The 24,356-nt window shown below is 70.0% G+C and carries 20 protein-coding genes; 9 read left to right on the plus strand and 11 right to left on the minus strand.

Translation table 11 applies throughout. From position 1 onward, the window contains the following. Positions 1–30: 30 nt before the first annotated feature. From wzm to FHX46_RS28000, 5 genes are all read left to right on the plus strand, one after another. A complete protein-coding gene (wzm, locus tag FHX46_RS27980; RefSeq protein ID WP_167120838.1) occupies positions 31–993 on the plus strand; it encodes a galactan export ABC transporter permease subunit Wzm/RfbD in 963 nt (320 codons plus the stop codon). Between the two features lie 9 nt (positions 994–1,002). Continuing rightward, a complete protein-coding gene (gene wzt / locus FHX46_RS27985; RefSeq protein ID WP_167120840.1) occupies positions 1,003–1,812 on the plus strand; it encodes a galactan export ABC transporter ATP-binding subunit Wzt/RfbE in 810 nt (269 codons plus the stop codon). 1 nt (position 1,813) lies between these two features. Beyond that, entirely contained in the window at positions 1,814–2,725 is a 912-nt protein-coding gene (gene glfT1 / locus FHX46_RS27990; protein ID WP_279589488.1) for a galactofuranosyltransferase GlfT1, read from the plus strand. 311 nt (positions 2,726–3,036) lie between these two features. Further along, positions 3,037–4,500 carry a glycosyltransferase family 4 protein gene (locus FHX46_RS27995; protein WP_313886268.1) on the plus strand — a complete coding sequence of 488 codons (1,464 nt, stop codon included), beginning with the start codon at positions 3,037–3,039 and terminating at the stop codon, positions 4,498–4,500. Next, the gene (locus FHX46_RS28000) at positions 4,497–5,396 is read left to right on the plus strand and encodes a glycosyltransferase family 2 protein (RefSeq protein WP_167120842.1); all 900 of its coding nucleotides are present in this window, start codon (positions 4,497–4,499) and stop codon (positions 5,394–5,396) included. The genes FHX46_RS27995 and FHX46_RS28000 overlap by 4 nt, the downstream gene beginning before the upstream one ends. A gap of 64 nt (positions 5,397–5,460) precedes the next feature. Here FHX46_RS28000 and FHX46_RS28005 read toward each other — a convergent pair whose 3' ends face one another. Next, positions 5,461–7,401, minus strand: a complete 1,941-nt coding sequence (locus FHX46_RS28005) for a glycosyltransferase (RefSeq protein ID WP_167120844.1) — start codon at positions 7,399–7,401, stop codon at positions 5,461–5,463. Positions 7,402–7,468: 67 nt separating this feature from the next. Then, complete coding sequence (locus tag FHX46_RS28010) at positions 7,469–7,921, minus strand: GtrA family protein (protein ID WP_167120846.1); 453 nt, start codon at positions 7,919–7,921, stop codon at positions 7,469–7,471. Between the two features lie 106 nt (positions 7,922–8,027). Between FHX46_RS28010 and FHX46_RS28015 the strand changes: the two genes are divergently transcribed. After that, positions 8,028–9,419: an FAD-binding oxidoreductase gene (locus FHX46_RS28015; protein ID WP_167120847.1), complete on the plus strand. Its 1,392-nt coding sequence runs from the start codon at positions 8,028–8,030 to the stop codon at positions 9,417–9,419. Next, a complete protein-coding gene (locus FHX46_RS28020) occupies positions 9,416–10,174 on the plus strand; it encodes a decaprenylphospho-beta-D-erythro-pentofuranosid-2-ulose 2-reductase (protein ID WP_167120850.1) in 759 nt (252 codons plus the stop codon). Before FHX46_RS28015 ends, FHX46_RS28020 begins: the two co-directional genes overlap by 4 nt. Before the next feature lie 469 nt (positions 10,175–10,643). On the opposite strand, the gene FHX46_RS28025 is transcribed toward FHX46_RS28020, so the two are convergent. The 7 genes from FHX46_RS28025 to FHX46_RS28055 form a co-directional block, all read right to left on the minus strand. Beyond that, complete coding sequence (locus tag FHX46_RS28025) at positions 10,644–12,767, minus strand: hypothetical protein (RefSeq protein WP_167120852.1); 2,124 nt, start codon at positions 12,765–12,767, stop codon at positions 10,644–10,646. Between the two features lie 36 nt (positions 12,768–12,803). After that, positions 12,804–13,580: a hypothetical protein gene (locus tag FHX46_RS28030; protein WP_167120853.1), complete on the minus strand. Its 777-nt coding sequence runs from the start codon at positions 13,578–13,580 to the stop codon at positions 12,804–12,806. 67 nt (positions 13,581–13,647) lie between these two features. After that, entirely contained in the window at positions 13,648–15,606 is a 1,959-nt protein-coding gene (locus FHX46_RS28035) for an arabinofuranosyltransferase (RefSeq protein ID WP_167120855.1), read from the minus strand. Then, positions 15,603–16,652 (minus strand): decaprenyl-phosphate phosphoribosyltransferase, encoded by a 1,050-nt coding sequence (locus tag FHX46_RS28040; protein WP_390622646.1) that lies wholly within the window; start codon positions 16,650–16,652, stop codon positions 15,603–15,605. Before FHX46_RS28040 ends, FHX46_RS28035 begins: the two co-directional genes overlap by 4 nt. Before the next feature lie 10 nt (positions 16,653–16,662). Next, positions 16,663–17,187: a phosphatase PAP2 family protein gene (locus FHX46_RS28045; RefSeq protein ID WP_167120857.1), complete on the minus strand. Its 525-nt coding sequence runs from the start codon at positions 17,185–17,187 to the stop codon at positions 16,663–16,665. Further along, positions 17,180–18,403 (minus strand): UDP-galactopyranose mutase, encoded by a 1,224-nt coding sequence (gene glf, locus FHX46_RS28050; RefSeq protein WP_167120859.1) that lies wholly within the window; start codon positions 18,401–18,403, stop codon positions 17,180–17,182. The genes FHX46_RS28045 and glf overlap by 8 nt, the downstream gene beginning before the upstream one ends. A 48-nt stretch (positions 18,404–18,451) precedes the next feature. Next, on the minus strand, positions 18,452–19,336 hold the full coding sequence (locus tag FHX46_RS28055; protein WP_167120861.1) for an LLM class flavin-dependent oxidoreductase: 885 nt from the start codon (positions 19,334–19,336) through the stop codon (positions 18,452–18,454). A gap of 63 nt (positions 19,337–19,399) precedes the next feature. On the opposite strand from FHX46_RS28055, the gene FHX46_RS28060 reads away from it, so the two are divergent. After that, positions 19,400–20,215, plus strand: coding sequence for an HAD family hydrolase (locus FHX46_RS28060; protein WP_167120863.1), 816 nt, complete (start codon positions 19,400–19,402; stop codon positions 20,213–20,215). Here FHX46_RS28060 and FHX46_RS28065 read toward each other — a convergent pair. Continuing rightward, the gene (locus FHX46_RS28065) at positions 20,212–21,558 is read right to left on the minus strand and encodes a hypothetical protein (protein WP_167120864.1); all 1,347 of its coding nucleotides are present in this window, start codon (positions 21,556–21,558) and stop codon (positions 20,212–20,214) included. The genes FHX46_RS28060 and FHX46_RS28065 overlap by 4 nt on opposite strands. A 101-nt stretch (positions 21,559–21,659) precedes the next feature. On the opposite strand from FHX46_RS28065, the gene FHX46_RS28070 reads away from it, so the two are divergent. Continuing rightward, on the plus strand, positions 21,660–23,504 hold the full coding sequence (locus tag FHX46_RS28070; RefSeq protein ID WP_167120866.1) for a DUF6541 family protein: 1,845 nt from the start codon (positions 21,660–21,662) through the stop codon (positions 23,502–23,504). Here FHX46_RS28070 and FHX46_RS28075 read toward each other — a convergent pair. Continuing rightward, entirely contained in the window at positions 23,462–24,355 is an 894-nt protein-coding gene (locus FHX46_RS28075) for a lysylphosphatidylglycerol synthase transmembrane domain-containing protein (RefSeq protein WP_167120868.1), read from the minus strand. The two genes, FHX46_RS28070 and FHX46_RS28075, sit on opposite strands and share 43 nt — an antisense overlap. Position 24,356: the final 1 nt, after the last annotated feature.

Genomic DNA, 24,356 nt, shown 5'->3' on the forward strand with positions numbered 1-24,356 from the left:
GCGGGTGTCCCGCTCGCTACGCTAGGTCCCGTGCAAGCCACCAGCACGGTCGACCAGACCAGCGACGATCTCGCCCGCGCGGCGGAGCTGCCACCGTTGTCGGACAGCCGCACCTTCAGGCGCGCTGTGGGCGACATCAAGCAGGGGCTCCGCGAGCGCGAGCTGTGGAGCCACCTCGGCTGGCAGGACATCAAGCAGCGGTACCGCCGGTCGGTGATCGGTCCCTTCTGGATCACCATCAGCCAGGGCGTCATCGCGCTCGGCCTGGGCCTGCTCTACTCGCAGCTGTTCAAGATGAACATCGGCACGTTCCTGCCCTACATCAGCGCCGGGTTCATCGTCTGGGCGTTCATCCAGGGCTGCCTGATCGAGGGCATGGAGACGTTCATCTCCAACGAGGGCCTGATCAAGCAGATCAAGGCGCCGCTGACCGTCTACGCACTGCGCACGGTGTGGCGCCAGACGCTGATGTTCGCGCACAACCTGATCGTCATCGCGCTCGTGGTCGCGATCTTCTTCGGCAACCTCTCCCACGACTACTCGCTGACGGCCAAGGACGGGCACTGCACCGCGGACCCGAGCCTGATCTGCCACCCCGGCCTGGGCTGGTACACGCTCAGCGCGATCCCGGCGTTCTTCCTGCTGGCCTTCAACGGCCTGTGGGTGACGCTGCTGCTCGGCATCATCTCGACCCGCTACCGGGACCTGCCACAGGTGATCAACTCGCTGGTCCAGCTTTTGTTCTACCTGACGCCGATCGTCTGGCCCATCGACCAGCTCAAGAGCGGTGCCCGCGAGGGCGTCAGCTGGGCCGAGCCCATCATCAAGCTCAACCCCTTCTACCACTTCGTCCAGATCCTGCGCGCGCCGCTGATCGGGCAGGCCGTCAGCATCTGGAGCTGGGTCGCCGTCGGTGGCATCACGATCGTGGGCTGGCTGCTCGCGCTCGTCGCCATGCGCAACTACCGGGCCCGCGTCTCCTACTGGGTGTGAGAACAGACCATGGTCAGCATTGATGTGCAGAACGCCTACGTCGACTTCCCGATCTTCGACGCCAAGACGCGTTCGCTGAAGAAGAAGGTCCTCGGCAAGGTCGGCGGCAAGATCGGCACCGACGCGAAGGTGCCGATCATCGAGGCGCTGCAGGACATCACCCTGTCGCTGCGCGACGGTGACCGCGTCGGGCTCGTCGGCCACAACGGCGCCGGCAAGTCGACCCTGCTGCGGCTGCTGTCCGGGATCTACGAGCCCACCCGCGGCCTGGCCCGCGTCGAGGGCAAGGTCGCGCCGGTGTTCGACCTGGGCATCGGCATGGACCCGGAGATCTCCGGCTACGAAAACATCATGATCCGCGGCCTGTTCCTCGGGATGACCCGCAAGCAGATGGAGAAGCGGGTCGACGACATCGCGGAGTTCACCGAGCTCGGCGACTACCTCGCGATGCCGCTGCGGACGTATTCGACCGGTATGCGGGTGCGGCTCGCGCTGGGTGTCGTGACCACGATCGACCCGGAGATCCTGATCCTCGACGAGGGCATCGGCGCGGTCGACGCGGCGTTCCTCAACAAGGCGCGGGACCGGCTGGTGGATCTGGTGAACCGCTCCGGCATGTTGGTCTTCGCCTCGCACGCCGACGACCTACTCTTGGAGCTCTGCACGACGGCCATCTGGATGGACGAGGGCCGGATGAAGATGCGGGGCGGCCTGCGCGAGGTACTGACCGCGTACAAGGGTCGTGACCCGTTCGAGAACATCAGCGCGGAAACCGCCCAGCGGCTCGAGACCGCGCCGGCGGTCCAGGGCGGGGAGTGACATGAGCGGTCCGGAGCGGGCTCCGATGCGTCCGGGCGGCGTGGCAGCGGTGGTCGTCACACGGCACCGCCGCGAGCTGCTCGCGGATTCGCTGAAGGTCATCGCCGCGCAGACCCGGCCGGTCGATCACCTGGTGGTCGTCGACAACGGACCGGACCAGTCGGCGCGGGACGTGGTGGAGTCGTTCCCCGGGCCGTACACGTACCTGCCCTCCCACCACAACCTCGGCGGGGCCGGCGGGTTCGCACTGGGGATGCTGCACGCGCTCGCTCTGGGCGCCGACTGGGTGTGGCTGGCCGACGACGACGGCCGCCCGGCCGACGAGACGGTGCTGTCGGTGTTGCTGGAGGAGGCCGAGAAGCGCGGGCTGGCCGAGATCTCGCCGACGGTCACCAACATCGACGACCCCGGCCGGCTGGCGTTCCCGCTGCGGCGGGGCCTGACCTGGAAGCGGTCCTCGGCCGAGCTGGGCGTCGACTTCCTGCCGGGTATCGCTTCGCTGTTCAACGGTGCGCTGTTCCGGGCGTCCACTTTGGATGTCGTCGGGGTGCCGGACCTGAGGCTGTTCGTGCGTGGTGACGAGGTCGAGGTGCACCGGCGGCTGGTCCGGTCCGGGCTGCCGTTCGGCACGTCGCTGCGCGTTGCGTACCTGCACCCGGACGGCTCGGACGAGTTCAAGCCGATGCTCGGCGGGCGGTTCCACGCGCAGGACCCGGAGAACGAGGTCAAGCGCTACTACACCTACCGCAACCGGGGCTACCTGCTGTCCCAGCCGGGGATGCGCAAGATCGGCGCGCTGGAGGTCCTGCGGTTCGGGCTGTACTTCGTGGGGGTCAAGCGCGACCCCGCGGCGTTCGTGCAGTGGCTCAAGCTGGTGCGGCAGGGACAGCGGGAGCGGTTCTTCCGGTTCTAGGCTCTGTGCCGCAACCGGGCGAATTGACCGTGCTAGGTTGATCGCGCAGGGCACCACTATTCTCTCCAGCGATTCGGCAACACGGCCCATGCACGGAGAGGCGCCACTGGGGGTGCCCATTCATTCATCAAACGGGGTGACTTGGGTTGTCGTGGTCTTTTCGGGTTCCTGCCGGACCGTTCGAGTTGCTGGATGCCGTCGGGTTCGACGAAGGCGGCAATGCGCTGGATGAACGTGAGCGAAGACTTGCGTTCGGGGCAGCGAATTACTTCTCGTTCGTCTTTCCCGGGAATTCTTTGCGGTTTACGATCGTGCGCGGGCCACGGGGCACCTATCCGTCCCTGACCGATGACCGGTGCCGGCACATCGGGTGGCTCCCCGACCGTGTCCCGGTCGGTTCGCTCCTGGTCCGCAGCTCCGTCCCCGCCCAGTCCCCCGCCGACCACGATCGCCTGACCGATCTGGTGATCGACCTCGGCGGCGGCGAGGAGAACATCGACACCTACGACCAACTGCAGGGCCTGGTCGGCAAGGTCCGCCGCGCCACCCGGTTCTTCGCCCCGATCCAGTACGACGTCGCCCGTCAGGTGCGCACCGACATCGCCCAGCGCAGGGCCGCAACCCGCGCGCTGCCCCAACGGCAGCCGGTGGCGGTCCCCCGGCGCGCCGGCCAGGATCCCGCCGGACGGCCACCGGCCGTGCTCTTCGGCCTGCACTGGCTCGAGATGGGCGGCGCGGAGCGGTGGGCGTTCGACTGCATCCGGCTGGCGAAGGAGGCGGGCCTCGTGCCGATCGTGGTAACCGACCGCGACTCGTCACACCCGTGGATCACCCAGCTCGACGACGACGCCGTCGTGGTGCCGATGACGCATCCGATCACCATGGGGCACGACGCGGCGTTTCTCGACGGCATCTTCGCCGCATACGACGTTCGCGGCGTGCACGTCCACCACAACACCTGGATGTACGACCGGCTCCCCTGGATCAAGTCCGTGCGGCCGGACATCCCGGTCGTCGATTCACTGCACATCCTCGAATGGCGCACCGGCGGTTTCGTCGACCATTCCGTGTGCATGTCGAACATGATCGACGAGCATCACGTCATTTCCCCTCAGTTGCGGGACTACCTCGCCGGGAAACACGGTATCGCTGCCTCGAAGGTGCGGCTCGCGACCCTGGCGGACCTCACGACCGGCGACCTCACGCACGACTCCGCCCTGTCGCCGCACGAACCGTTCACCGTCACCTACATCGGAAGGTTCCACCAGCAGAAGCGGCCGTACCTCTTCCTCCGCCTCGCAGCCGAACTCAAGCGGAAATCGAACCGCCCGGTGCGGTTCATCATGCACGGCGACGGTCCCCTCGCCCGCGAGGTCCACGCGCTGCGATCCCGGCTCAACCTCGCCGATGTGCTGGAACTGCGCGGCCCGGACAAGCCAGTGCGGTCCACACTCGCCGAGTCCGACGTCATGGTGATCACCTCGGAGAACGAGGGACTGTCCCTCACCTCGTTCGAAGCCACGGCCGCGGGCGTGCCCGTCGTGTCCACCGACGTCGGTTCGCAGGCGTCGCTCGTCGCGGACGACCTGCTCTGCCCGCGCCACACCTACCCGTTCATCCGAACCGCCACCCGACGTATCGAAACCCTGGCCTCGTCGGCGGACCAGCGGAAACGGTGGTTCGACGAGCAGGCGCGGAAGGCCGATGCGCTGCGGGCGCTGCCCGCCGCGCTCGACTGGGCCCGCGACCTCTACGCCGGCTGGAGCCGGGCATGACTTCCGTCGCGGCGGTGATCGTCACCTACAACCGTGCCGACAAGCTGGGTGCGGTCATCAAGCACGTCCTGGCCCAGACCCGGCGACCGGACCAGGTACTGGTCGTGGACAACGCGTCGACGGACGGCACACCGGGAGTGCTGGCTCCGTACGAAGCCGCTGGGTCGATCACGGTGCTCACCCTCCCGGAGAACACCGGTGGAGCCGGTGGCTTCGCAACCGGGATGGCTCGCGCCTACGAGATGGGGGCGGACTTCGTCTGGATCATGGACGACGACTGCTACCCGGACGCGGAGGCGCTGGAAGAGCTCGTGCGGGGATACGAGACCGCACAGCACGAGCTCGGGACCGCGCCCTCGTTCGCGTGCTCCGTCGTGAAGTGGACCGATGGCGGCATCTGCGAGATGAACAACCCGGGGCCGACCTGGGACTGGGGCCGGCTGCTGGTCCGAGGCCATCAGGTGGTCCTGGTCGGGCACTGCTCGTTCGTCTCGGTCCTCGTCCCCCGGTGGGCGATGACGCGCTTCGGTCTGCCGCTCAAGCCGTACTTCATCTGGTTCGACGACATGGAGTACACGCTGCGGATCGCGAAGGCCGCTCCCGGTGTCCAGGTCCTCACCAGCACGGTCGTCCACGACCTGGGCGTGAACCAGGGGGTGAACTTCGGCCAGATCACCTACGCCAACGCGTGGAAGTACGAGTACGGCATCCGGAACGAGGCGTCGTACCGGCTGCACCACGAGGGCGTGGCCGAGTTCGTCGCGTTCGCCCGGCGCCTGCAGCGGATGATGGCCGAGGGGCGCGTACCGCTGCGGTTGCGCCTGCGCGCGACCAAGGCGCTGTTGCGCGGCATCCGCTTCGCCCCGAAACCGGAGTTCCCCAGATCGGTGCTCTGATCAGCTGGGCGTAACGAAACCGGCTCCGCTCGCCAGGGCGAGCGGAGCCGGTTTCCCCCGAGTCTCAGAGCCGGTACAGGCGCTTCCAGTTCTCCCGGCTGGCCAGTTGCGGCAGGGCGCGCTTGTACTGCTCCTGCACAGCCTGCCCCTCCTTGCGGAGGCGGTTCAGCGTCTTCACCGCGCGCTTGCCCAGCTCGAACATGCGGTCCCGGTCGTACTTGCGCACCCGCACGCCCTCCTGGGACGCGTCGGTCACCACGGCCGTGTCGAACAGCGCCACGTGCCACCAGTGCGCCTCGTCGGTGGGCACGGAGCCCAGCGCGAACCGGGAGTGGCCGCGCAACCGGTCGACGATGCGCTTGACCAGGATCAGCCGCTGCAACGCGGGCCGCGGGGCGGCGTTGATGATCCCGATGTCGTTGGACGCGATCCCGGGCACCTCGGTCGCGTCGTGGCGCTTCGTCTCGGGGTACTGGGCCCGGATCGCGCGGATCTCCTGCATCGCGGCGACCCCGCCGTCCTCCAGGATCGACGGGCCCTCCAGGAAGTCCTCGACCGCCTTGATCAGCGTGTGCGTCAGCCCGTACTGCATGCCGAGCAGGTACCGCACGACCTGCGCCATCAGCGTCCGGCACAGCACGTTCAGGTTGAAGTCACTGTGCAGCGCGGCGGTGATGATCGAGTTGCGCAGGTTGAAGTAGCGGTGCCACTCGTCCCAGTCCTTCCAGTGGAAGTCGGCGTGCCACACACCGGCGCCGGGCAGCGTCACCGTCGGGAAACCGTGCGCGCGGGCGCGGTAGCTGTACTCCGCGTCGTCCCACTGGAAGAAGAACGGCAGCGGGTACCCGATGGCCTTGACCACCTCGTACGGGATCAGGCACGACCACCAACCGTTGTAGCCCGCGTCGAGCCGGCGCTCCTGCCGGTTCGGCTTGCCGGTCTCCTCGTCCACCCCGAGCAGGTCGGCCGTCTGCAGGCTGTGCTCCACCGGGACGCCCGGCTCCAGCGTGTTCAGCCGCGCGTACTCGGCGCCGACGTGCAGCTGGTGCGGGTGCAGCAGGTTGAGCATCTGGCCGCCGACGATGACCGGGTTCACGGCGAGGTTCGAAAACGCCGTCATGCGGACCACCAGGTCCGGCTCGAGCAGCACGTCGTCGTCCATGAACAACACGTTCGCGTGCTCGGTCTCGGTGTGCCCGGCCACCTCGTACAGGCCGCGGGTGAAGCCGCCCGCGCCGCCGAGGTTCGGCTGGGTGATGTAGTGCAGCTTGTCACCGAGGTCGGCCGCGACCTGGGCGAAGCCCTCACGCGAGTCCACCCGGTCGGTGCCCTGGTCGGCCACGTAGATCGCATCCAGGGTGTCCAGCGACTGGAGGTCACCGGCCAGCGCCTGCAGGTTCTTCAGGCAGTCGTCGGCGCGGTTCATCGTGCAGATGGTCACCGCAGTGGGCCGGATCTTCTCCGGCGGCTCGACGGTCCAGCGCACCCGCTCGACGGTCAGCCGCTGCCCGGGCCGGGTCTCCAGGTCCAGCCACAGCGCGCCGCCGTCGAAGAACTTGTCCATCCGGACGTCGAACGCCACCGGCGTCTGCTCGGCGCCCTCGATCTCGCGGGCCTCGATCGTGCGGGCTTCGCCCTCCACGTCGGACGCGCGGATCGCGAGCTGGCCGCCGCCGGTGACGACCGCCTCGACGCGCACCTGGCGCACCTTCGTCCAGCGCTGCCAGTAACTGGCCGGGAACCGGCCGAAGTAGGTGTTGCCGGACACGCGGGCGGACGGCTCCAGCGTCACGCCGTCGCGGCCGCGGTTGACCACGCCCTCGAGCACCTCGGAGTAGAGGTCCTTGGACACGATGGGCGACGGCCCGGTGTAGAGCCCGCGCTGCGCGGTGAGGCGGCCCTGGGGCGCGTGTTCGGCGAACGTGGTCTGGTCCTCTTTCACCTGGGCGCCGTTGGTCTGCGCCTTCGCGGGCGCAGGCTGTCCCGCGGCAGTCTTGCCGGCCATCAGTTCTCAGTCCTCCAGGGGAATCCGATCCGCGTGCGCCAAGTTACACGGGTCACCTGTGACCGTTTCACGAGCCGGACTCCCGCGGAACATCCGTCACACCTGGTTCCCGGAAGACGACCCACTTGAGCATGACGAAGTTGATCGCGGTCGCGGTGCCCTGGGAGATCACCCAGGCGACGGTCGGTTTGAACGCGAACTCGCCGAGCACGTGCAGCATCAGGGCGTTCACCCCGACAGCGACGAAGAACGTGACCCCGTACAGCAGGACGAAGCTGCCGATCTGGCCCTTGCCGTCCTTGCGGGCAGCGGAGAATGTGAACTTGCGGTTAAGGAAAAATGCGGTCGTGGTGCCCAGGATGAAACTGATCGCGCGCGCCACCGTGTCCCACGGAGCGTGATCGAGACCGATCGCCCGTAACCCGCTGTAGGTGCCCAGATCGAGCAGCGCACAAAACCCGCCGATCAGCGTGAATCGCACCAGCTGGCCGAACAGGCCGGGGCTCGCCTTCTGCATCATTGCCTGCCCCTGCGGTTCCGTAGACACCACTGCACTACCTCGCCAGCATGCGATTTCCAGGACCGCAAAAGTGTAGAAGCGCCTCGGTCAAAGCCGCCCCCCGGGGATGGTTACCCTGGTCCGGGTGAACACGACACCGCATACCGAGCGGCGGACACTCACCGGGTGGTGTCGCACCGCCCCGACCGTCGCAGACGTGCTGACCACGCCGGACGTGGAGACGATCGCCCGCGCGGTGGCGCAGGCCGGCGAGCGTGGCGTCATCGCCCGCGGGCTCGGCCGGTCCTACGGGGACCCGGCGCAGAACGCCGGTGGACTCGTCATCGACATGACCGCCCTGAACACCATCCACTCGATCGACCCGGACAGCGGCGAGGTCGACCTGGACGGCGGGGTGAGCCTCGACCAGCTGATGAAGGCCGCGCTGCCGTACGGCCTGTGGGTGCCGGTGCTGCCCGGAACGCGCCAGGTGACCATTGGTGGCGCGATCGCCAACGACATCCACGGCAAGAACCACCACAGCGCGGGCAGCTTCGGCAACCACGTGCTGTCGATGGACCTGGTGACCGCGGACGGCAAGATCCGCACGCTCACCCCGGACGGCCCGGAGTCGGAGCTGTTCTGGGCGACGGTCGCCGGCATCGGCCTGACCGGCATCATCGTGCGCGCGAAGATCCGCATGAAGAAGACCGAGAGCGCCTACTTCATCGTGGACGCCGACCGCACCGCGAGCCTGGACGAGACCCTGGAGCTGTTCAGCAACGGGTCCGACCTGAACTACGACTACTCGATGTCGGTGCCCGACCTCATCAACTCCGACAGCCGTCTCGGTCGTGCCACGTTCTCCCGCGGCTCACTGGCCAAACTGGACCAGCTGCCGCCGAAGCTGCAGGCCGATCCGCTCAAGTTCGACGCGCCGCAGCTGATGACCCTGCCCGACGTCTTCCCGAACGGCCTGGGCAACAAGCTCACCTTCGGCATGCTCAACAACATCTGGCAGCGCACGGTGCCGAAGAAGGGCGCGCGCGGCAAGATCCAGAACCTGACGCAGTTCTACCACCCGCTGGACATGCTGGGCGAGTGGAACCGCGCGTACGGCTCCAAGGGCTTCCTGCAGTACCAGTTCTCCGTGCCGTTCGGCCGGGAGGACGCGCTCAAGGACCTGTGCCGCAAGATCGCGAAGTCCGGTCACTACTCGTTCCTGAACGTGTTCAAGCGGATGGGCGAGGGCAACCGCGCTCCGCTGTCCTGGCCGTCGCCGGGATGGATGCTGTCCGTGGACTTCCCCATCAAGGACGGCCTGGGCCGGTTCTGCACCGAACTCGACGAGGACGTCCTGGCGGCCGGTGGGCGGCTCTACACCGCGAAGGACTCGCGCACCACGCCGGAGACGTTCGCGAAGATGTACCCGCGGCTGGAGGAGTGGCGCAAGATCCGCCAGTCGGTCGACCCCGAGGGCGTGTTCGCGTCCGACATGAGCCGGAGGCTTGAACTGTGATCGACGCTGTTGGCAATCCCCAGTCCCTGCTGCTGCTCGGTGGCACGTCGGACATCGCGCTGGCGATCGCGCGGAAGTACCTGGCCGACGCCCCGCAGCTGCGCGTCGTCCTGGCGGCGCGGGCGTCCGAGCGGCGCAAGGCGGCCGCCGAATCGCTGCGCGCGGCCGGCGCCGAAGTGTCCGAAGTGGACTTCGACGCGACGGACACGGCCGCCCACCCGGCGGTGCTGGACCAGGCGTTCGCGCACGGGGACATCGACGTGGCCGTGGTCGCGTTCGGCCTGCTCGGCGACCCGGAGGAGGCGTGGCAGAACCACGCGACCGCGGTCGAGCTGGCGACGGTGAACTACACGGCCGCGGTGTCGGTCGGGGTGGCGCTCGCGGACAAGCTCCGGAAGCAGGGTCACGGCTCGGTGATCGCGCTGTCCTCCGTGGCCGGTGAGCGCGTGCGGCGGTCGAACTTCGTGTACGGCTCGACCAAGGCCGGGTTCGACGGCTTCTACCTGGGCCTGGGCGAGGCGCTGGCGCCCTCCGGCATCACCGTGACGGTGGTGCGGCCGGGTCAGGTCAAGACGAAGATGACCCAGGGCCTGGGCAAGGCGCCGCTCGAGCAGACGGCCGAGCAGGTCGCCGAGATCGCGGTCGACGCGGCACGCAAGGGCAAGGACCTGGTGTGGGCGCCGGCCCAGTTCCGCGCGGTGATGTCGATCCTGCGGCACGTGCCGCGGCCGATCTTCCGCAAGCTGCCGATCTGACGCGGATCAGCACCTGACGACAGCCCCGGGCACGGTGTGCCCGGGGCTGTCGCACGCGTGCCCCGTGTCCTCGGTCACGACGGGCACGGTCGCCGCCGCCCGTCCCGCAACAGCCAACCCACCCCCCGGACGGGCCAACACGCCACCCCCAGGGGCCAACACGCCACCCCGAGCGGCAAACACGCCACCCCGAGCGGCAAACACGCCGCATCCGGCGTGTTGGCCGTTCCGGGCCGCGTGTTTGCTGCTCCGGGCCGCGTGTTTGCTGCTCCGGGTGGCGTGTTCGCTGTTCCGGGCGGCGTGTTCGCTGCTCCGGGCGGGGTGTTTGCTGTTCTGGGCGGCGGCCGTCTGACCGCCGGGGCGGTTACCACGGCCGAGTCGCCCGGCGGCGGCCGTGGCGGGACTCCCGAGCGGCCGCGGCCGGGCCGGCGGGGGTGCGCCGCCGGGCGTTTCACCCGTCCGGGGTGCCCTACTGGCTCAGCCAGTAGCCGTAGGAGGTGTAGTCCGGGTACGGGTTCAGCAGCGGACGCGGCTGCTGGATCTCGATTCGCACCGACGGGCTCGTGATCAGCTCCGCGGGGACGGTGAAGCGGTACGTCGACCACGTCGTCTTCTGTTCGGGGCGCGTCCACACGCCCGCGTCGACCCCGTTGACCAGCACACGCATCTCGGGCACGGTGCCGTGCATCGCCGTGCGGGAAGTGATCGTCAACGGGCGGCCGGGCTCCAGGTCGTGCGCCGTGAACGTCTCACCGCCCACGATCGGGCGTGCGCTGTCGATGACGTCGCCGACGCGGGCCAGCGTCGTCCACGGCTGGGTGCCCGCCTGCGCGAGCACCGGCGCGTACTCGTGCTCGCCCTCGCTGCGCAAGTCGCCCACGTTCACGTAGTCCCGCAGCTCGCCCGGCACCTCCTGCCGGTCGCCGCTGCCCGCCAGCGACCAGTCGGCCCGGTACACGCCCAGCTGCCGGAACGGGACGATCAGCCGTCCACCGAGGTCCGGCTGTGCCTGCACGTCGAAGGTCATCTCCCGCGGCTTCTCCAACACGCCGACGTCCTTCAGCGGCTGGATCGACGGACCCGGCGGGGGTTCGTACACCGCGAAGTACGCGGGACGCTGCGCCGGTGGCAGGTGCTTCAACGCCTCGTAGAGCGAGCCGGTGCCGTTGTTCGCCGGGGCAGCGAACCCGTTGGTGCCCAGGCCGATCAGGTCCAGCACCGGGTGCTCGCTGAAGTACGCGACCGCGCCGACATCCTTGACCGCCACGATCGCGCCGGGTGGCAGGTTGCCGCGCACCCACTGCGCCACCGACACGTCGGTGTCGCGGATCGCCGCGGTCGCCCGTCCGAACCGGACCGACCAGCTCGGCAACGTCACCAGCGACAGCACCAGCAGCACCACCAGCGCGGCGTGCAGCCCGATGCGCCGGACGCGCTCCTGGGTGACGAGCCGGGTCAGCGCGTGCACACCGATCACCGCGAACAGGATGAGCAGCGGCATGAACGGCTGCACGTACCGCAGCTCGTGCGCCAGTGCGGTGTCCAACGTGGACACCGACAGCAGGACCAGCAGCAGGCCGCCCGTCACCGCGTACAGCATCGGCCGCCAGGTCGGCCGGGTCAGGAACACGTAGGCCATCCCGGCCGCGGACACCAGCAGCGCACCGGGGAACGCGAAGTCCTGCCCATCGAAGCCCAGGAAGATGCCGAGGAACGCGCGCACGTTCGCCATCGTGCGGTCGGTGAACTCGGTGACCCAGAACACCGGCCGGTCGTGCAGGAACGACTTCGACTGGATGCCGTTCGCGGACGCCGTGCCGGTCGCGATCTTGTAGAACAGCAGCTGCGCGGCGCCGACCGCGAGCGGCAGCAGCACCCACAAGCCGCGCCGCACGGCCCGGCCGGGCGCGATGGCCTTCCGGTGCTGGAAGATCGTCCACAGTGCCGCCAGCCCGAGCGCGGCCGCGAGGATCAGGCCCTCGGTGCGCACCAGCGCGAGCAGCCCGCCCAGCACCGGTGTCCACCGGAACCGCACCCACGGCTGCTCGGTCACGAACGCCAGCAGCGTCGCGACCACCAGCAGCATCACCAGGCCGACCTCCATGCCACTGGCCGATCCCCAGGCCAGCGGGCCGCTCAGTGCGACCAGCACCCCGGACCACACACCGACCGCGCGGGACACCAGCCGCGTGCCCAGCACGGTGACCAGTCCGGCCGCCAGCGCGAAGCACACGACCCCGAAGCCGATCGCGAAGGCCAGCATGAACGTGCCGTGGAACCCGGCGGCGTAGGCGGCACCGAGCACCAGCGCGTACAGCACACTGCTCGCCCCGGCGCTGATGCCGTCGCCGGTGTTGAACTGGAAGAAGTGCCCCATCCCGATCTGCCGGCCGTACTGCAGGTGGATGTAGGTGTCGTCCAGCGGAGCGATCAGCTTGCCCTGGTTCCACGCCATACCGCTGGCGACGAACAAGGCACCGACCAGCGCGGCGAGCGCGACGGTCAGCCAGAAAGCGGGGTCGGCGCGCAGCACCCGGCGAGCGCGGCGCGAAGTGCGGTCGACCTCGTCCGGAAGCTCGAGAACCTGTGTCACGTCACGCACACGCTCGGGCCCGATTTCGTGGTTGCCTCATCCCGCCAGGCTATCGCGCGACTCCCGCCACTGGTCGAACAGCAGGTCCTTGTGCAGCTCGTGGTAGCGCGCCAGGTCGAAGATGTGGACCGTCCGCGCCCAGCGGAGGTTCTCGTCCGGACGGAACCCGTCCGCCTCCGCACGCTCGAAATCGGTGCCGAGGTAGTAAACCCCGACCGAACCGTCCATGCTGATCCCGGCCACCTCGCAGGAGTACCCGAGATACTCGGCGCGTGTGGTCACCGCGGCGACACGGCCGCCCTCGGTCTCCAGCACCCCCGAGCGCGGTCGGCCGGCGACCACCGCCGCCTGGCCGTTGGGCCAGCCGCCGTGCATCGGCACCCCGTCGACCGGCCGCACGAACCGCGCGGCCCGCCAGCGCGTGAAGAGCAGGTCGTTCTGCCGCTCGGCGTAGTCACGCAGATCACGCATGTCGACGGTCTTGTAGTACTCGTAGGAGTTCTCCTGCACGAACCCGTTGATCGTGGCCCATTCCTGGTCCCATTCGGCATCCAGCACGCGGGCGGTGCCGTTGTCGAACGCGGCGTCGACCATCACGCGGTGGTCCCGGTAGGCGGCGTAGACCTGCACCGAGAAAACGCGTTCACACATCTCCACCGGAACCGCGCCGGCGAGCTCCTGGTGCGGGAACGGGGACGGCCCCGGCGAGGCGGGCGGGAAGTGCACGTAGTTGTCGCCCGCCGCGTACGCGACCGGATAGGACACGCCGTCGACCACGGCGAAAGTGCCGGTGCGGTACAGGGGGTAAGTCACGCCGGCGCCCCCTCGAAGTGTCCGACCAACTGGTGTGTCCGGAGCAGTTTACGAGAAGCTCACACAATCAGCTAATCGGTGATGCCGAAGTGTTCACGATCACGGTGAACGGCCCGACATCGCGCCGCTGAAATTCACGCGACGCGAACAGTTCCGGCGCGAATCCCACCTCGTCCACCCGCAGCGGAACGGCCCGGGGGAAGGTGTCCGAGGTGATCGGCGCCAGCAATTTTCCGTCGTTACCGCGTCGCAACACGAACACGTTCGGTGCCTCGTGCGGATTCGCCCGCAGCCGGGCGAGCAGGTCCGCGGAGCTGCGGGCCGTGGCCCAGGACCGGATCTCGTCGTTGCGCTGCGCGTACGCGCCCAGCGGGTTCGCGTAGTGCGGTGTGGTCTGCTGGAAACCCCAGTACGGTTCGAACGACAGCAACCGGTCGTGCGCCGACAACACGATGTTGCCGGTCGGCGGGCGCCCGGTCAGCTGGGCGATCGTGCTCACCAGCTGCGGCGTCCAGTACCCGTCCTGCTTCGGGTCGTGCTCGAAGTTCGCGTTCCAGCCGTCCGGGTAGTAATCGGACTCGGCGGTGTCCACCACGTTCTTGAGCGAAGAGCTGACGATCGTCTGGGACACCGAAACGGCGCCGAGCACGGCCAGGACGAACGCGACCGTGCGCACCGGGCGGGCGCGGCCGGTCAGCTTCGGCAGCGCGCGCACCAGCTCGGCCAGCGCGAACGCCCCGGCCACCGCCAGGACCACGTCGACGGTCACGATGAACCGGAACGACAACAGCGTGGTGCGCACCAGCAGGGCGAGGTTCGACAGCGCGAACCACGCGTAGACCAGTGCGGCCAGCACGAGCAGCACGAAGGCGACCGGGTCGCGGCGGGCGCGCAGCAGCAACCAGATCAGCCCGGCCAGGCACAGCACGCCGAACGGGTTCACGGATGTGAACGGCATCGGGAAGTACGCGCTGATCTCCGGCAGGAAGTGCGCGGCCACGTTCGGCTTGCCGAGACCGCCGGCGAGGATGAACGGCCCCCAGGTGATCAGGGCGAGTGCCGCGGTGATCACGCCGATCACCACCAGGCGCAGCAGCAGCCGCTTGAGCACCGGCCCGGCTGGTTCCCCGGCGCGGACGGCCAGTACCAGGGTGATCAGGGCCAGCAGCACCACCGCGGCCACCCCGAACGCCACGTGCAGCGTGTAGGTGACCGCGGAGAACCCCAGGTAGACACCGATCAGCACCAGCGTCCAGGCGGGCACCCGGCCGCGGAACCGCAGCACCCGCCAGGCCAGCAGCATGATCGGCGCCAGCCACGCGGTGGTCGGCCACGCGTAGGGCTCCTCGGGCGCGACCGCGACGAACCCGGCCAGCACGGTCGCCACCGACGCGAGCAGCGCCATCCGCCGCCGCACGACGAGGCTCCACAACACGAACGCGACCACCCCGGACACCGCGGCCCAGGTGATCGAATACGGCTTGTAGGCGGCCCAGCCCTCCAGGCCGAGCAGGTTCGCGAACCGGCCACCGAGCCAGAACCAGCCGCCCGGGTAGTAGGCGGCCAGGCCGTGGTAGTTCACGTCCGACAGCCCCGCCGACGTGGTCAGCCGCTCCATGTACTGGAGGCGGAAGGTGTTGTCCACGCTGGAGCCGCCCAGGAAGAACCGGGTGCCTTGCAGCGGGATCGCCAGCAGCAGGGTGGACAGTGCGGTCAGCGCCGCCCAGCTGCCGCCCAGGCGCACCCACAGCGGCCAGCGGGCCGCTCGGGGGTACACCAGCGCGCCGAACAACACGACGACGATCGCCGCGACCGCCAGGTTGACCAGCGCGTCCGGCACGTACGTGCCCGGGTCGATCCGCAGCCGGTTCGCGCCGAACTGGAGCACGAGGCTGAGCACGACCGCAGCCACGACGCCCAGCACGAGCTCGGTCAGGGTGCGACCGGGTCCGAGCCGGGTGAGCGGCTGGTGCTTCCCGGGTTCGGTCGCCGTGTCTCCGCCGGGCCGGGCCAAGGTGCTCGTCACAGGTAGAACGTGACCCCGAGGGTGGCGACCCACAGCACACCCAGGATCTGCAGGACGCGGTCCTTGAGCACGATTTCGTCCGGCGCGCCGGCGGTGCCGCCGTCCACGTCGACCGCGTACCGCAGCACCGCGATCACGAACGGCACCATCGAGATGACCGGCCACACCGACTGGTCAGCCCTCTCCCGCAGCTCGAACGCCCACAGCGAGTAGGACATGATCAGGATCGCGGCCGCGGTGGCCCACACGAAGCGCAGGTAGCTGGCCGAGTACTTCTTCAGCGACGACCGGATCTTCGCCCCGGTCCGCTCGAACAACATGATCTCGGCGTACCGCTTGCCCGCCACCATGAACAGCGAACCGAACGCCGTGACCAGCAGGAACCACTGCGACAGCGCGATACCGGCAGCCACGCCACCGGCGATCGAGCGCATCAGGAAGCCCGACCCGACGATCGCCAGGTCGATCACCGGCTGGTGCTTCAGCCCGAAGCAGTAACCCAGCTGGACGGCCTCGTAGACCCCCAGCACGATCGCCAGCTGCGGGCTGGCCAGGAACGACACGGCCAGACCGACGCCGAAGAGCAGCACCGCCACCACGTACGCGACGGGCACCGGCACGATCCCGGCCGCGATCGGCCGGTTCCGCTTCGTCGGGTGCGCCCGGTCGGCCTCCACGTCGATCGCGTCGTTGACCAGGTAGACCGACGACGCGACCAGGCTGAACGCCACGAACGCGATGACCGCGTCGAGCAGCACCGTGCCGTTGGTGATCTGAGCCGCGGTGAACGGCGCGACGAAGACCAGGACGTTCTTCGCCCACTGCTTCGGCCGCGCGGTCTTGGCGACGCCGACGACCATGCTCAGCGGGCCGCGCTGGGCCGCCGGAGCCGGCGCGGCCGCCTCGGCGCCCGGATCCGCAGACTCCGCCGGCTCCGCGGACTCGACGGGCTCCGCAGAGTCGCGGGTCTCCGCCGTCTCCGCCTCGGCCGTCTCGCTGGTTTCGTCCACGATCTCGGCTTCCGCGTTGTTCACTGATTTGGTCACGGGTGGTTCCCTACCCCTTTTTGCGGATCTTCCTGCGCAGCAGACCTCCGACCACACCGCCGAGCGCCGCGCCGGCGAGCACGTCGGTCGGGTAGTGGACCCCCAACACGAGCCGGGACGCCAGCATCGGCGGGACGAGCGCGGGAACCAGGTTACGCCCGGTCAATCCTGAGTAGAGCACCGCCGCCGCCGTAGTGGACGTGGCGTGCGAGGACGGGAAGCTCAACCGGCTCGGCGTGCCGACCAGGACCTCGACGCTCGGGTCCTCCGGACGGGGGCGCCGGACCACGCGTTTCACCGCGATCGAGGCACCGTGCGCACCCACCACACCGGCGGCCGCCAGCAGCCAGTCCTTGCGGCGCTTGCGGTCGACGGCCGCACCGATCAGCCCGGCGGCGAACCACCCGATCGCGTGCTCACCGAAGTGGGACAGACCGCGGGCCGCCTTCACCGTCACCGGACGCTTGAGCACGCCCTGGACCCTGGCGAGCACCTGGATCTCGGCCGCGGCCTCCGCCGGCTTCTGCTCAAGCATCGATGCTCCCGTCCAGGGGGGCGCCGCTGGTCAGGTGCGGGGCGATCTTGTTGTCGAACATCGACAGCGCCGAACCGATGGCCATGTGCATGTCCAGGTACTTGTAGGTGCCCAGGCGGCCACCGAAGAGCACGTTGCGCTCGCGGGCCTCGCCCTTGGCCAGCTCGCGGTAGCGCTCCAGCTTGGCCCGGTCGTCCGGGGTGTTGATCGGGTAGTACGGCTCGTCGTCCGCGTCCGCGAACCGCGAGTACTCCCGGACGATGACGGTCTTGTCCTTCGGGTAGTCCCGCTCCGGGTGGAAGTGGCGGAACTCGTGGATCCGGGTGTAGGGGACGTCCTCGTCGTTGTAGTTCATGACGGAGGTGCCCTGGTAGTCGCCGGTGGGCACGACCTCCTGCTCGAAGTCCAGCGTGCGCCAGCCCAGGCGGCCCTCGGAGTAGCCGAAGTAGTGGTCCAGCGGACCGGTGTAGACGGTCGGCGTGCCGGCCGGGATGTGCTCGCGGACGTCGAAGTAGTCGGTGTTCAGGCGGACGTCGATCAGCTCGTGGTCGGCCATCCGCTGCAACCAGGCGGTGTAGCCGTCGACCGGCAGGCCCTCGTAGGTGTCGTTGAAGTACCGGTTGTCGAAGGTGTAGCGCACCGGCAGCCGGGTGATGTTGGCCGCGGGCAGCTCCTTCGGGTCGGTCTGCCACTGCTTGGCCGTGTAGCCGCGGAAGAACGCCTCGTACAGCGGGCGGCCGATCAGCGAGATGGCCTTCTCTTCGAAGTTCTGCGCGTCCTTGGTGTCGATCTCGCTGGCCTGCTCGGCGATCAGCTGACGAGCCTCGTCCGGGCTGTAGGACCGGCCGAAGAACTGGTTGATCAGGGCGAGGTTCATCGGCAGCGGGTAGACCTGGCCCTGGTACTTGCCGAACACGCGGTGCTGGTAGTTCGTGAACTCGGTGAACTGGTTGACGTAGTCCCAGACCCGCTTGTTCGACGTGTGGAACAGGTGCGCCCCGTAGCGGTGCACCTCGATCCCGGTCTCCGGCTCGGCCTCGGAGTAGGCGTTGCCCCCCAGGTGGGACCGCCGCTCCAGCACGAGCACCCGCTTGCCGAGCTGGCTGGCCGCGCGCTCGGCGACCGTCAGCCCGAAGAAGCCGGAGCCGACCACGACCAGGTCGTACCCGGCGAAATCAGCTGCGGTGGAGTCAGTGTTGCTCGTGTGCTCGCTCACGGGAAGCGAGGGTACCGACGCCACTCACGGCGACCGCACCCCCATTGACTATCGCGCGCCACGCAGGCCCGGCAGCACGTCGGCGACCACTTCTTCGAGCACCGCCTCCCGGCCCGCGTACGGGCCGGACGAACGCGGCCAGTGCACGACGACGTCGGTGAAGCCCAGCTCGGCAGCGCGGCCCGCCGCGTCGACGAACGCCTGCTTGCTGACCAGCGAAAACACCGGCGACGCGTCCAGGGTGAGGTACCGGTGGACCTCGTCGCCGGAACGGTCGGAGTCGGCCAGCGTCTGCTCGAAGCGCTCCGTCAGCCCGGCCACCCCGCGCCACCACTCGTCGAGCGACTCGGCCTCCCGGCCGGTCGTCACCCAGCCGCCACCGTAAGTTGCCGCAATCTTCATCGCGCGCGGTCCGTTCGCCGCGATCAGGAACGGAATCCGGGGCCGTTGCACGCATCCGGGCAGGTTCCGCGCGCCGCGCGCGGTGTAGTACGCGCCCGCGTAGTCGAACCGGTCGGTGGTGAGCAGGCCGTCGAGTGCCTCGACGAACTCGGCGAACCGGTCGGAGCGCCGGCGCGGGGACAGCTCCTCGCCGCCCAGCACGCCCGCGTCGTAGCCCAGGCCGCCGGCGCCGATACCCAGCACGAGCCTGCCGTCGGAGACGTCGTCCAGGCTGATCAGCTCCCGGGCGAACGGCACCGGGTGGCGGAAGTTGGGCGAGGCGACGAACGTGCCGAGCCGGATCGTGGAGGTGACCATCGCGGCGGCGGTCAACGTGGGCACCGCGGAGAACCACGGTCCGTCCACCAGCGTCCGCCAGCCGAGGTGGTCATAGGTCCAGGCGTGGTCGAAGCCGTACTCCTCGGCCGCCCGCCACTTCGGCTCGGCCGCCCACCACCGGTCGTCGGGAAGAATCACGATGCCTACGCGCACCGGTCCACGCTAGCGGTCAGCACCGACGATTCGGCGGGCCGCACCTCAAGGGACAATGGGGGTGTGGACAAACCCCTGCTGATCGCCTCGGACGTGGACGGCACCCTGCTCGACCCGATGGAACGCATGTCGCCACGCACCGCGGCGGTGCTGCGCCGCGCCGGCGAGGCGGGGGTTCCGGTCGTGCTCGCCACCGGCCGCCCGCCGCGCTGGATCCCGGCCGTCGCCGAGCCCGGCGGGCTGACCGGGTACGCGGTCTGCGCCAACGGCGCCGTGCTGTACGACATCGCCGCCGACGAAGTGGTGAGCGTGCACGGCGCGCTGGAGCCGATGCTGCTCACCGACGCGGTCGGCGAGCTGAGCAAGGTGCTGCCGGGCTGCGGGTTCGCCGCGGAGCGGGTCGGCAGGCGCGCCCTCGACCCCGAGGTGCAGCACCTGGTCGTCGAGCACGGCTACCGCAACCCGTGGGGCGACGGCGAGGGCGCGCGGGTGTCGCGGGCCGAGATCGTCGGTCGTCCGGCGGTGAAGCTGCTGGTCAGCCACCCGGACATGACCTCGGACGAGATGGCCCGCGCGGCCAGGGCGGTGCTCGACGAGTCGGTGGACATCACGTTCTCGGCGAGCGGCGGGCTGATCGAGATCGCCGCGCACGGCATCACCAAGGCAACCGGGCTGGCCGAGGTCGCGGAGCGGTTCGCGGTGCCGGTCGAGCGGATCATCGCGTTCGGCGACATGCCCAACGACGTGGAGATGCTGAAGTGGGCCGGGCACGGCGTGGCGATGGCGAACGCGCACCCCGACGTCCTCGCCGTCGCCGACGAGGTAACCAGCCCGAACAGCGAGGACGGCGTCGCGCAGGTGCTCGAACGCTGGTTCTAGGGGCAGGGCACGTAGGTCAGCTTGCCGTCGCCGGCGAGCTGGGCGAGCAGCCGGGACTCCACGTCGCCGCGCAGGTAGATCGTGAGCCAGCCGAGGCCACCGCGCTGGAACGTGGCGACCTCGTACCGCTGGGCGTACTGCTCGGCGATGCCGCAGTCCTGCGCCCGCACGTACCAGGCCAGGGGTGCGGCGAGCACCGGCAGGCCGAAGTGCGCGACCGGCGCGTACTCGTCCACCGGCCCGGACGCGGTGACCCCGGTGATCCGCATCCGTGAGCCCGCGCGGAAGGCGAGTGCCGCGTTGCCGGACGTGTCGATCACCGAGCCCGCCGGGAGCCGGTCACGCAGCCAGTGCCCGATCTCGGTGGTCTGCGCCAGCCGCTCGCGGTCGGCGTGCACGACCTGCTGCACCGCGAAGGCGACCGGCACGCTGACCGCGCACAGCACGAGCGCGACCAGCGGCACGACCCGTCGCTCGGCCAGGCTCCGCCGCGGTCGCGGCGCAGGCTGGTTCCGGCGCTCCCCGGCCTTCGCACACAGCACGGCCACCCCGACCGCGGCCAGGGTGCACAGCAGGAACCCGTACGGCAGCTGGGCCGGCGCCGGCCACGCCGATCTGCCGCGGCCGTAGTAGGTCGCCTCCCACACCCACCACGGCACGAGGAACACCAGCGCGCCCAGCAGGTACCCGGCGGGGGCCCACCAGCTGGAGCGGCGCCGCACCGCGGTCAGCACCAGCCACAGCTCACCCAGCACCGCGAGGACCGCGCCGTCGGAGCGGGTCATCACGGCCAGCGCGGCGAGCACCCCCGCGACCAGCGGGTGCCCGGCGGTCAGGGCCAGGCACACGGCCAGCACGAGCAGGACGAAAAGCGGCGTCTCGGTACCGGCCAGCCCGTGGGCGGCGAGGATGCTCGCGCCGGCCGTCAGCAGCGCCGCGACCACCGCGGCCCCGCGGGCGAACCGCTCCGCCAGCAGGTACGCCAGGACGACGCAGCCCAGCGTCGCGGCGATGCCGAGGACGACCGCTCCGGTCACGATGTCCACACCGAACGCCGCACCCGGCAGCGTGACCAGGACCAGCCACAAGAAGTTCGGCAGGCCCTGGGTCTGCTCGCCGATCGTGTAGACCGCGCCGTAGCCCTCCGCGATGTTGCGCGCGTAGCGGAAGGTGACGAACGCGTCGTCCGGCACGGTCGCCACGACGATCTGCAGGACCAGGGCGAACACCAGCGCGAGCACCACGATCCAGGCCCGGTGGGCGCGCCCGTCGCCGACCCGCGGCCACACCGCGATCGCGACCCCCGCCAGCGTCAGCCACGCGGCGACCAGGGCACCAGGCACTTCTCACCCTCCGTGACGCCGCTCCACCCTCTCCGTCAGTATCGTTCTCGCGCACGAATTGTTTCGGCCTCGATACTTTTGGCGGACCCTTGCCCATCCCGATGAGCGCTCCCGGCGCCGCCGCGACGATCGCGGTGTACCTGCTGGTGCTGTTCGCGCCCGGCCTGCTGATCGGCGCGCTCGCCGGTGCCCGCGGATGGCGTCTGGCGGGGCTGGCGCCGCTGCTGACGTACTTCGCCGCCGGGCTGGCCGGGCCGTGGTACGCCCAGTTCGGTATCCCGTTCAACGTCCCGAGCTTCCTGGTGGCCGTGCTGGTGCCGGCCGCGATCGCGTTCCTGGTGGGCCGCCGCCGGGCCGCCGAGCCGGGCGCGTGGGACCGGCGCGGGCACCTCGCGGTCGCGCTCTGCCTGCTGGCGGGCGCGGCGGTCGGCGCACGCACCGTGCTGACCGGCATCGGGCCGCTCAACGCCGTGTCGCAGGGGTTCGACGCGGTGTACCACGGCAACGGCATCCGCTACATCGCCGAGACCGGCGACGGCAGCCTGATGGGCACCGGGACGGTCAACTGGTACCCGAACGGGTCGTTCTACCCGAACGCCTACCACCTGGTCGGGTCGATCGTGTACCGGCTGACCGGCGCGGAGATCCCGGCGGTGCTCAACGCGAACACCGTGCTGCTGCCCGGGTTGCTGGCGTTGTCGCTGGTCGTGCTGGTACGGGCGTTCCGGGGCCGGGCGGTGCTGGCCGGGGCGGTCGCGCTGGTGTGCGTCGCGCCGGTGACACTGCTGTACGAGGCGCTCGACTTCGGGCCGCTGCTGCCGTTCCTGCTGGGGATCGCGCTGACGCCGCTGATCGCGGTGGTGCTCGACGGCTACCTGCGGCGCCCCGCGCCGGACAGCGGTTTCCTGCTGGTCGCGTCCGCGGTCGGACTGCTGACCATCCACTCCTCGACGCTGTTCGGCGGCCTGCTGTTCGCGTTGCCGCTGCTGGTGAGCCGGTGGCGGCAGCTGTGGCGGCTGCTGCCGATCGCGGTGGCCGGGCTGCTGCTCGGGTGGCTCCAGCTGTTCGGGGCGATCGGGCTGGCCGCCGGGCCGCTGCCGTACAACGGGTGGCCGACGGCCGCGTCGGCGAACACCGCGGTCGGCATCCTGCTCACGTTCGAGCACGTGGCACCGCATCCGCAGCTGTGGCTGTCGGCGGCGCTGGTGCTCGGGATCGTGCGGTGGCAGCGGCTGGGGTCCCTGCGGTGGGTGGCCGGGACGGCGCTGCTGTTCGGCGTGTTCGCGGTGGCGGTGTTGTCCTCGGGGAACCCGCTGGTCAAGGCGGTGTCGCGGCCGTGGTGGAACGATCCGTACCGGTTCATCGCGATGGCGGCGATCCCGAGCTGCCTGCTGGCCGCGCACGGGCTGGCGGAGATCCAGCGGTGGCTGCGGGACCTGGCCCCGCGCCGGGCCTGGGTGGCCGGTGTGGTCACGCTGGCGGGCTTCGCAGTCGCGACCCACGGCCTGTACTCGACGTCGAACGCCGACGTCGTACGGACGGGGTACGCCGCCGAGGGCGACCTCCCGCTGAACCGGGGTGAGGCGCAGGCGATGCTGGAGTTGGGGAAGCTCGCCGCGCCGGGGGACTGGGCCATGAACGACCGGGCCGACGGGACGGCGTGGACCTACGCGCTGAGCGGGGTGCGCCCGGTCGCCGGCCACTTCGACCCGGCCGTACCGCCCGCGGACGCCGTGCTGCTCGCCGCCCACTTCCGCGAATACGAGACGAACCCGCTGGTGCGGGAAGCGGTGCAGCGGCTGCACATCAGGTGGGTGATCGTCGGGCACGGCGGCTACCCGCGCGGCGCCGAACGCCCACCCGGCCTGCGGGACCTGGACGGGCTGCCGTTCCTGACGGTCGCCTACCGCAACGCGGACGCGGTGGTGTACGAGCTGGTGCGCTGACCGGCGACCGCGAGCAGCGCGGTCAGCACGTCGGCCACCGTGAACATCACCCGGGAGACCAGGGCGAACGCCAGCGCCTGCCCGGTGGTGAACCCGGCCGTGCCGAGCAGGGCCACCAGCACGGCCTCGCGGACACCGGCGCCGCTGGGCAGCAGGAACGCGAAGGTGCCCGCGGTCATGGCGATCGCCATCGCGCCGACGCAGGACGGGAAACCCAGCGACGGGGCGAGCAGCCACAGGTGCAGGCCCTGCAGCGACCACCCCAGCACCGAGGCCCCGAACGCCCGGCCGATCGCCGGCAGGCGCAACGGCCGTGGCTGCGGTTCGCGACGCAGCACGCGCAGCACCAGCCCGGTGCCCCAGGACAGGACGCGCGGGTGCAGCGCCACCAGCCCGATCGGCAGCAGCACCAGCAACCACCGGGCCGCGCCGGCGACCGGCAACGCGAACACCGACAGCAGCAGCGCGGCGACCAGTCCGATGCCGAACTGCACGAGCGAACCGGTGAAGATCCGCGCCCGGGACACACCGGCCTTGCGGCCCAGTTCCATCTGCAGCAGGTACGCCCACACCGACCCCGGCACGTACTTGCCCAGCTGCCCGACCAGGCAGATCCGCGCGCCGCGCCGGTACCCGACCCGGTCGCCGAGGCCGTCGACCACCACCTGCCAGCCGTAGGTCGACACCGCGATGCTCGCGACCAGCGCGGCGAGGCTCAGCACCGCCGCCGGCCAGGCGATCGAGTGCAGCGTGTGCCAGAACTGCGCCCAGTCGGCGACCAGCACCCGCACCACGAACGCGGCCACGACGGCCAGCGCCACCCAGCGGGCGGCGTCGAGGAGTCGGTTCATC

It is taken from the genome of Amycolatopsis viridis (genome assembly GCF_011758765.1).
Lineage (GTDB): Bacteria > Actinomycetota > Actinomycetes > Mycobacteriales > Pseudonocardiaceae > Amycolatopsis_E > Amycolatopsis_E viridis.

Coding starts and splice junctions, on each gene's coding strand:
- FHX46_RS28070 (WP_167120866.1), top strand. CDS start 21,660: ATGAGCGCTCCCGGCGCCGCCGCGACGATCGCGGTGTACCTGCTGGTG.
- glfT1 (WP_279589488.1), top strand. CDS start 1,814: ATGAGCGGTCCGGAGCGGGCTCCGATGCGTCCGGGCGGCGTGGCAGCG.
- FHX46_RS28000 (WP_167120842.1), top strand. CDS start 4,497: ATGACTTCCGTCGCGGCGGTGATCGTCACCTACAACCGTGCCGACAAG.
- FHX46_RS28045 (WP_167120857.1), bottom strand. CDS start 17,187: ATGCTTGAGCAGAAGCCGGCGGAGGCCGCGGCCGAGATCCAGGTGCTC.
- FHX46_RS28015 (WP_167120847.1), top strand. CDS start 8,028: ATGGTTACCCTGGTCCGGGTGAACACGACACCGCATACCGAGCGGCGG.
- FHX46_RS28075 (WP_167120868.1), bottom strand. CDS start 24,355: ATGAACCGACTCCTCGACGCCGCCCGCTGGGTGGCGCTGGCCGTCGTG.
- wzt (WP_167120840.1), top strand. CDS start 1,003: ATGGTCAGCATTGATGTGCAGAACGCCTACGTCGACTTCCCGATCTTC.
- FHX46_RS28005 (WP_167120844.1), bottom strand. CDS start 7,401: ATGGCCGGCAAGACTGCCGCGGGACAGCCTGCGCCCGCGAAGGCGCAG.
- FHX46_RS28010 (WP_167120846.1), bottom strand. CDS start 7,921: ATGATGCAGAAGGCGAGCCCCGGCCTGTTCGGCCAGCTGGTGCGATTC.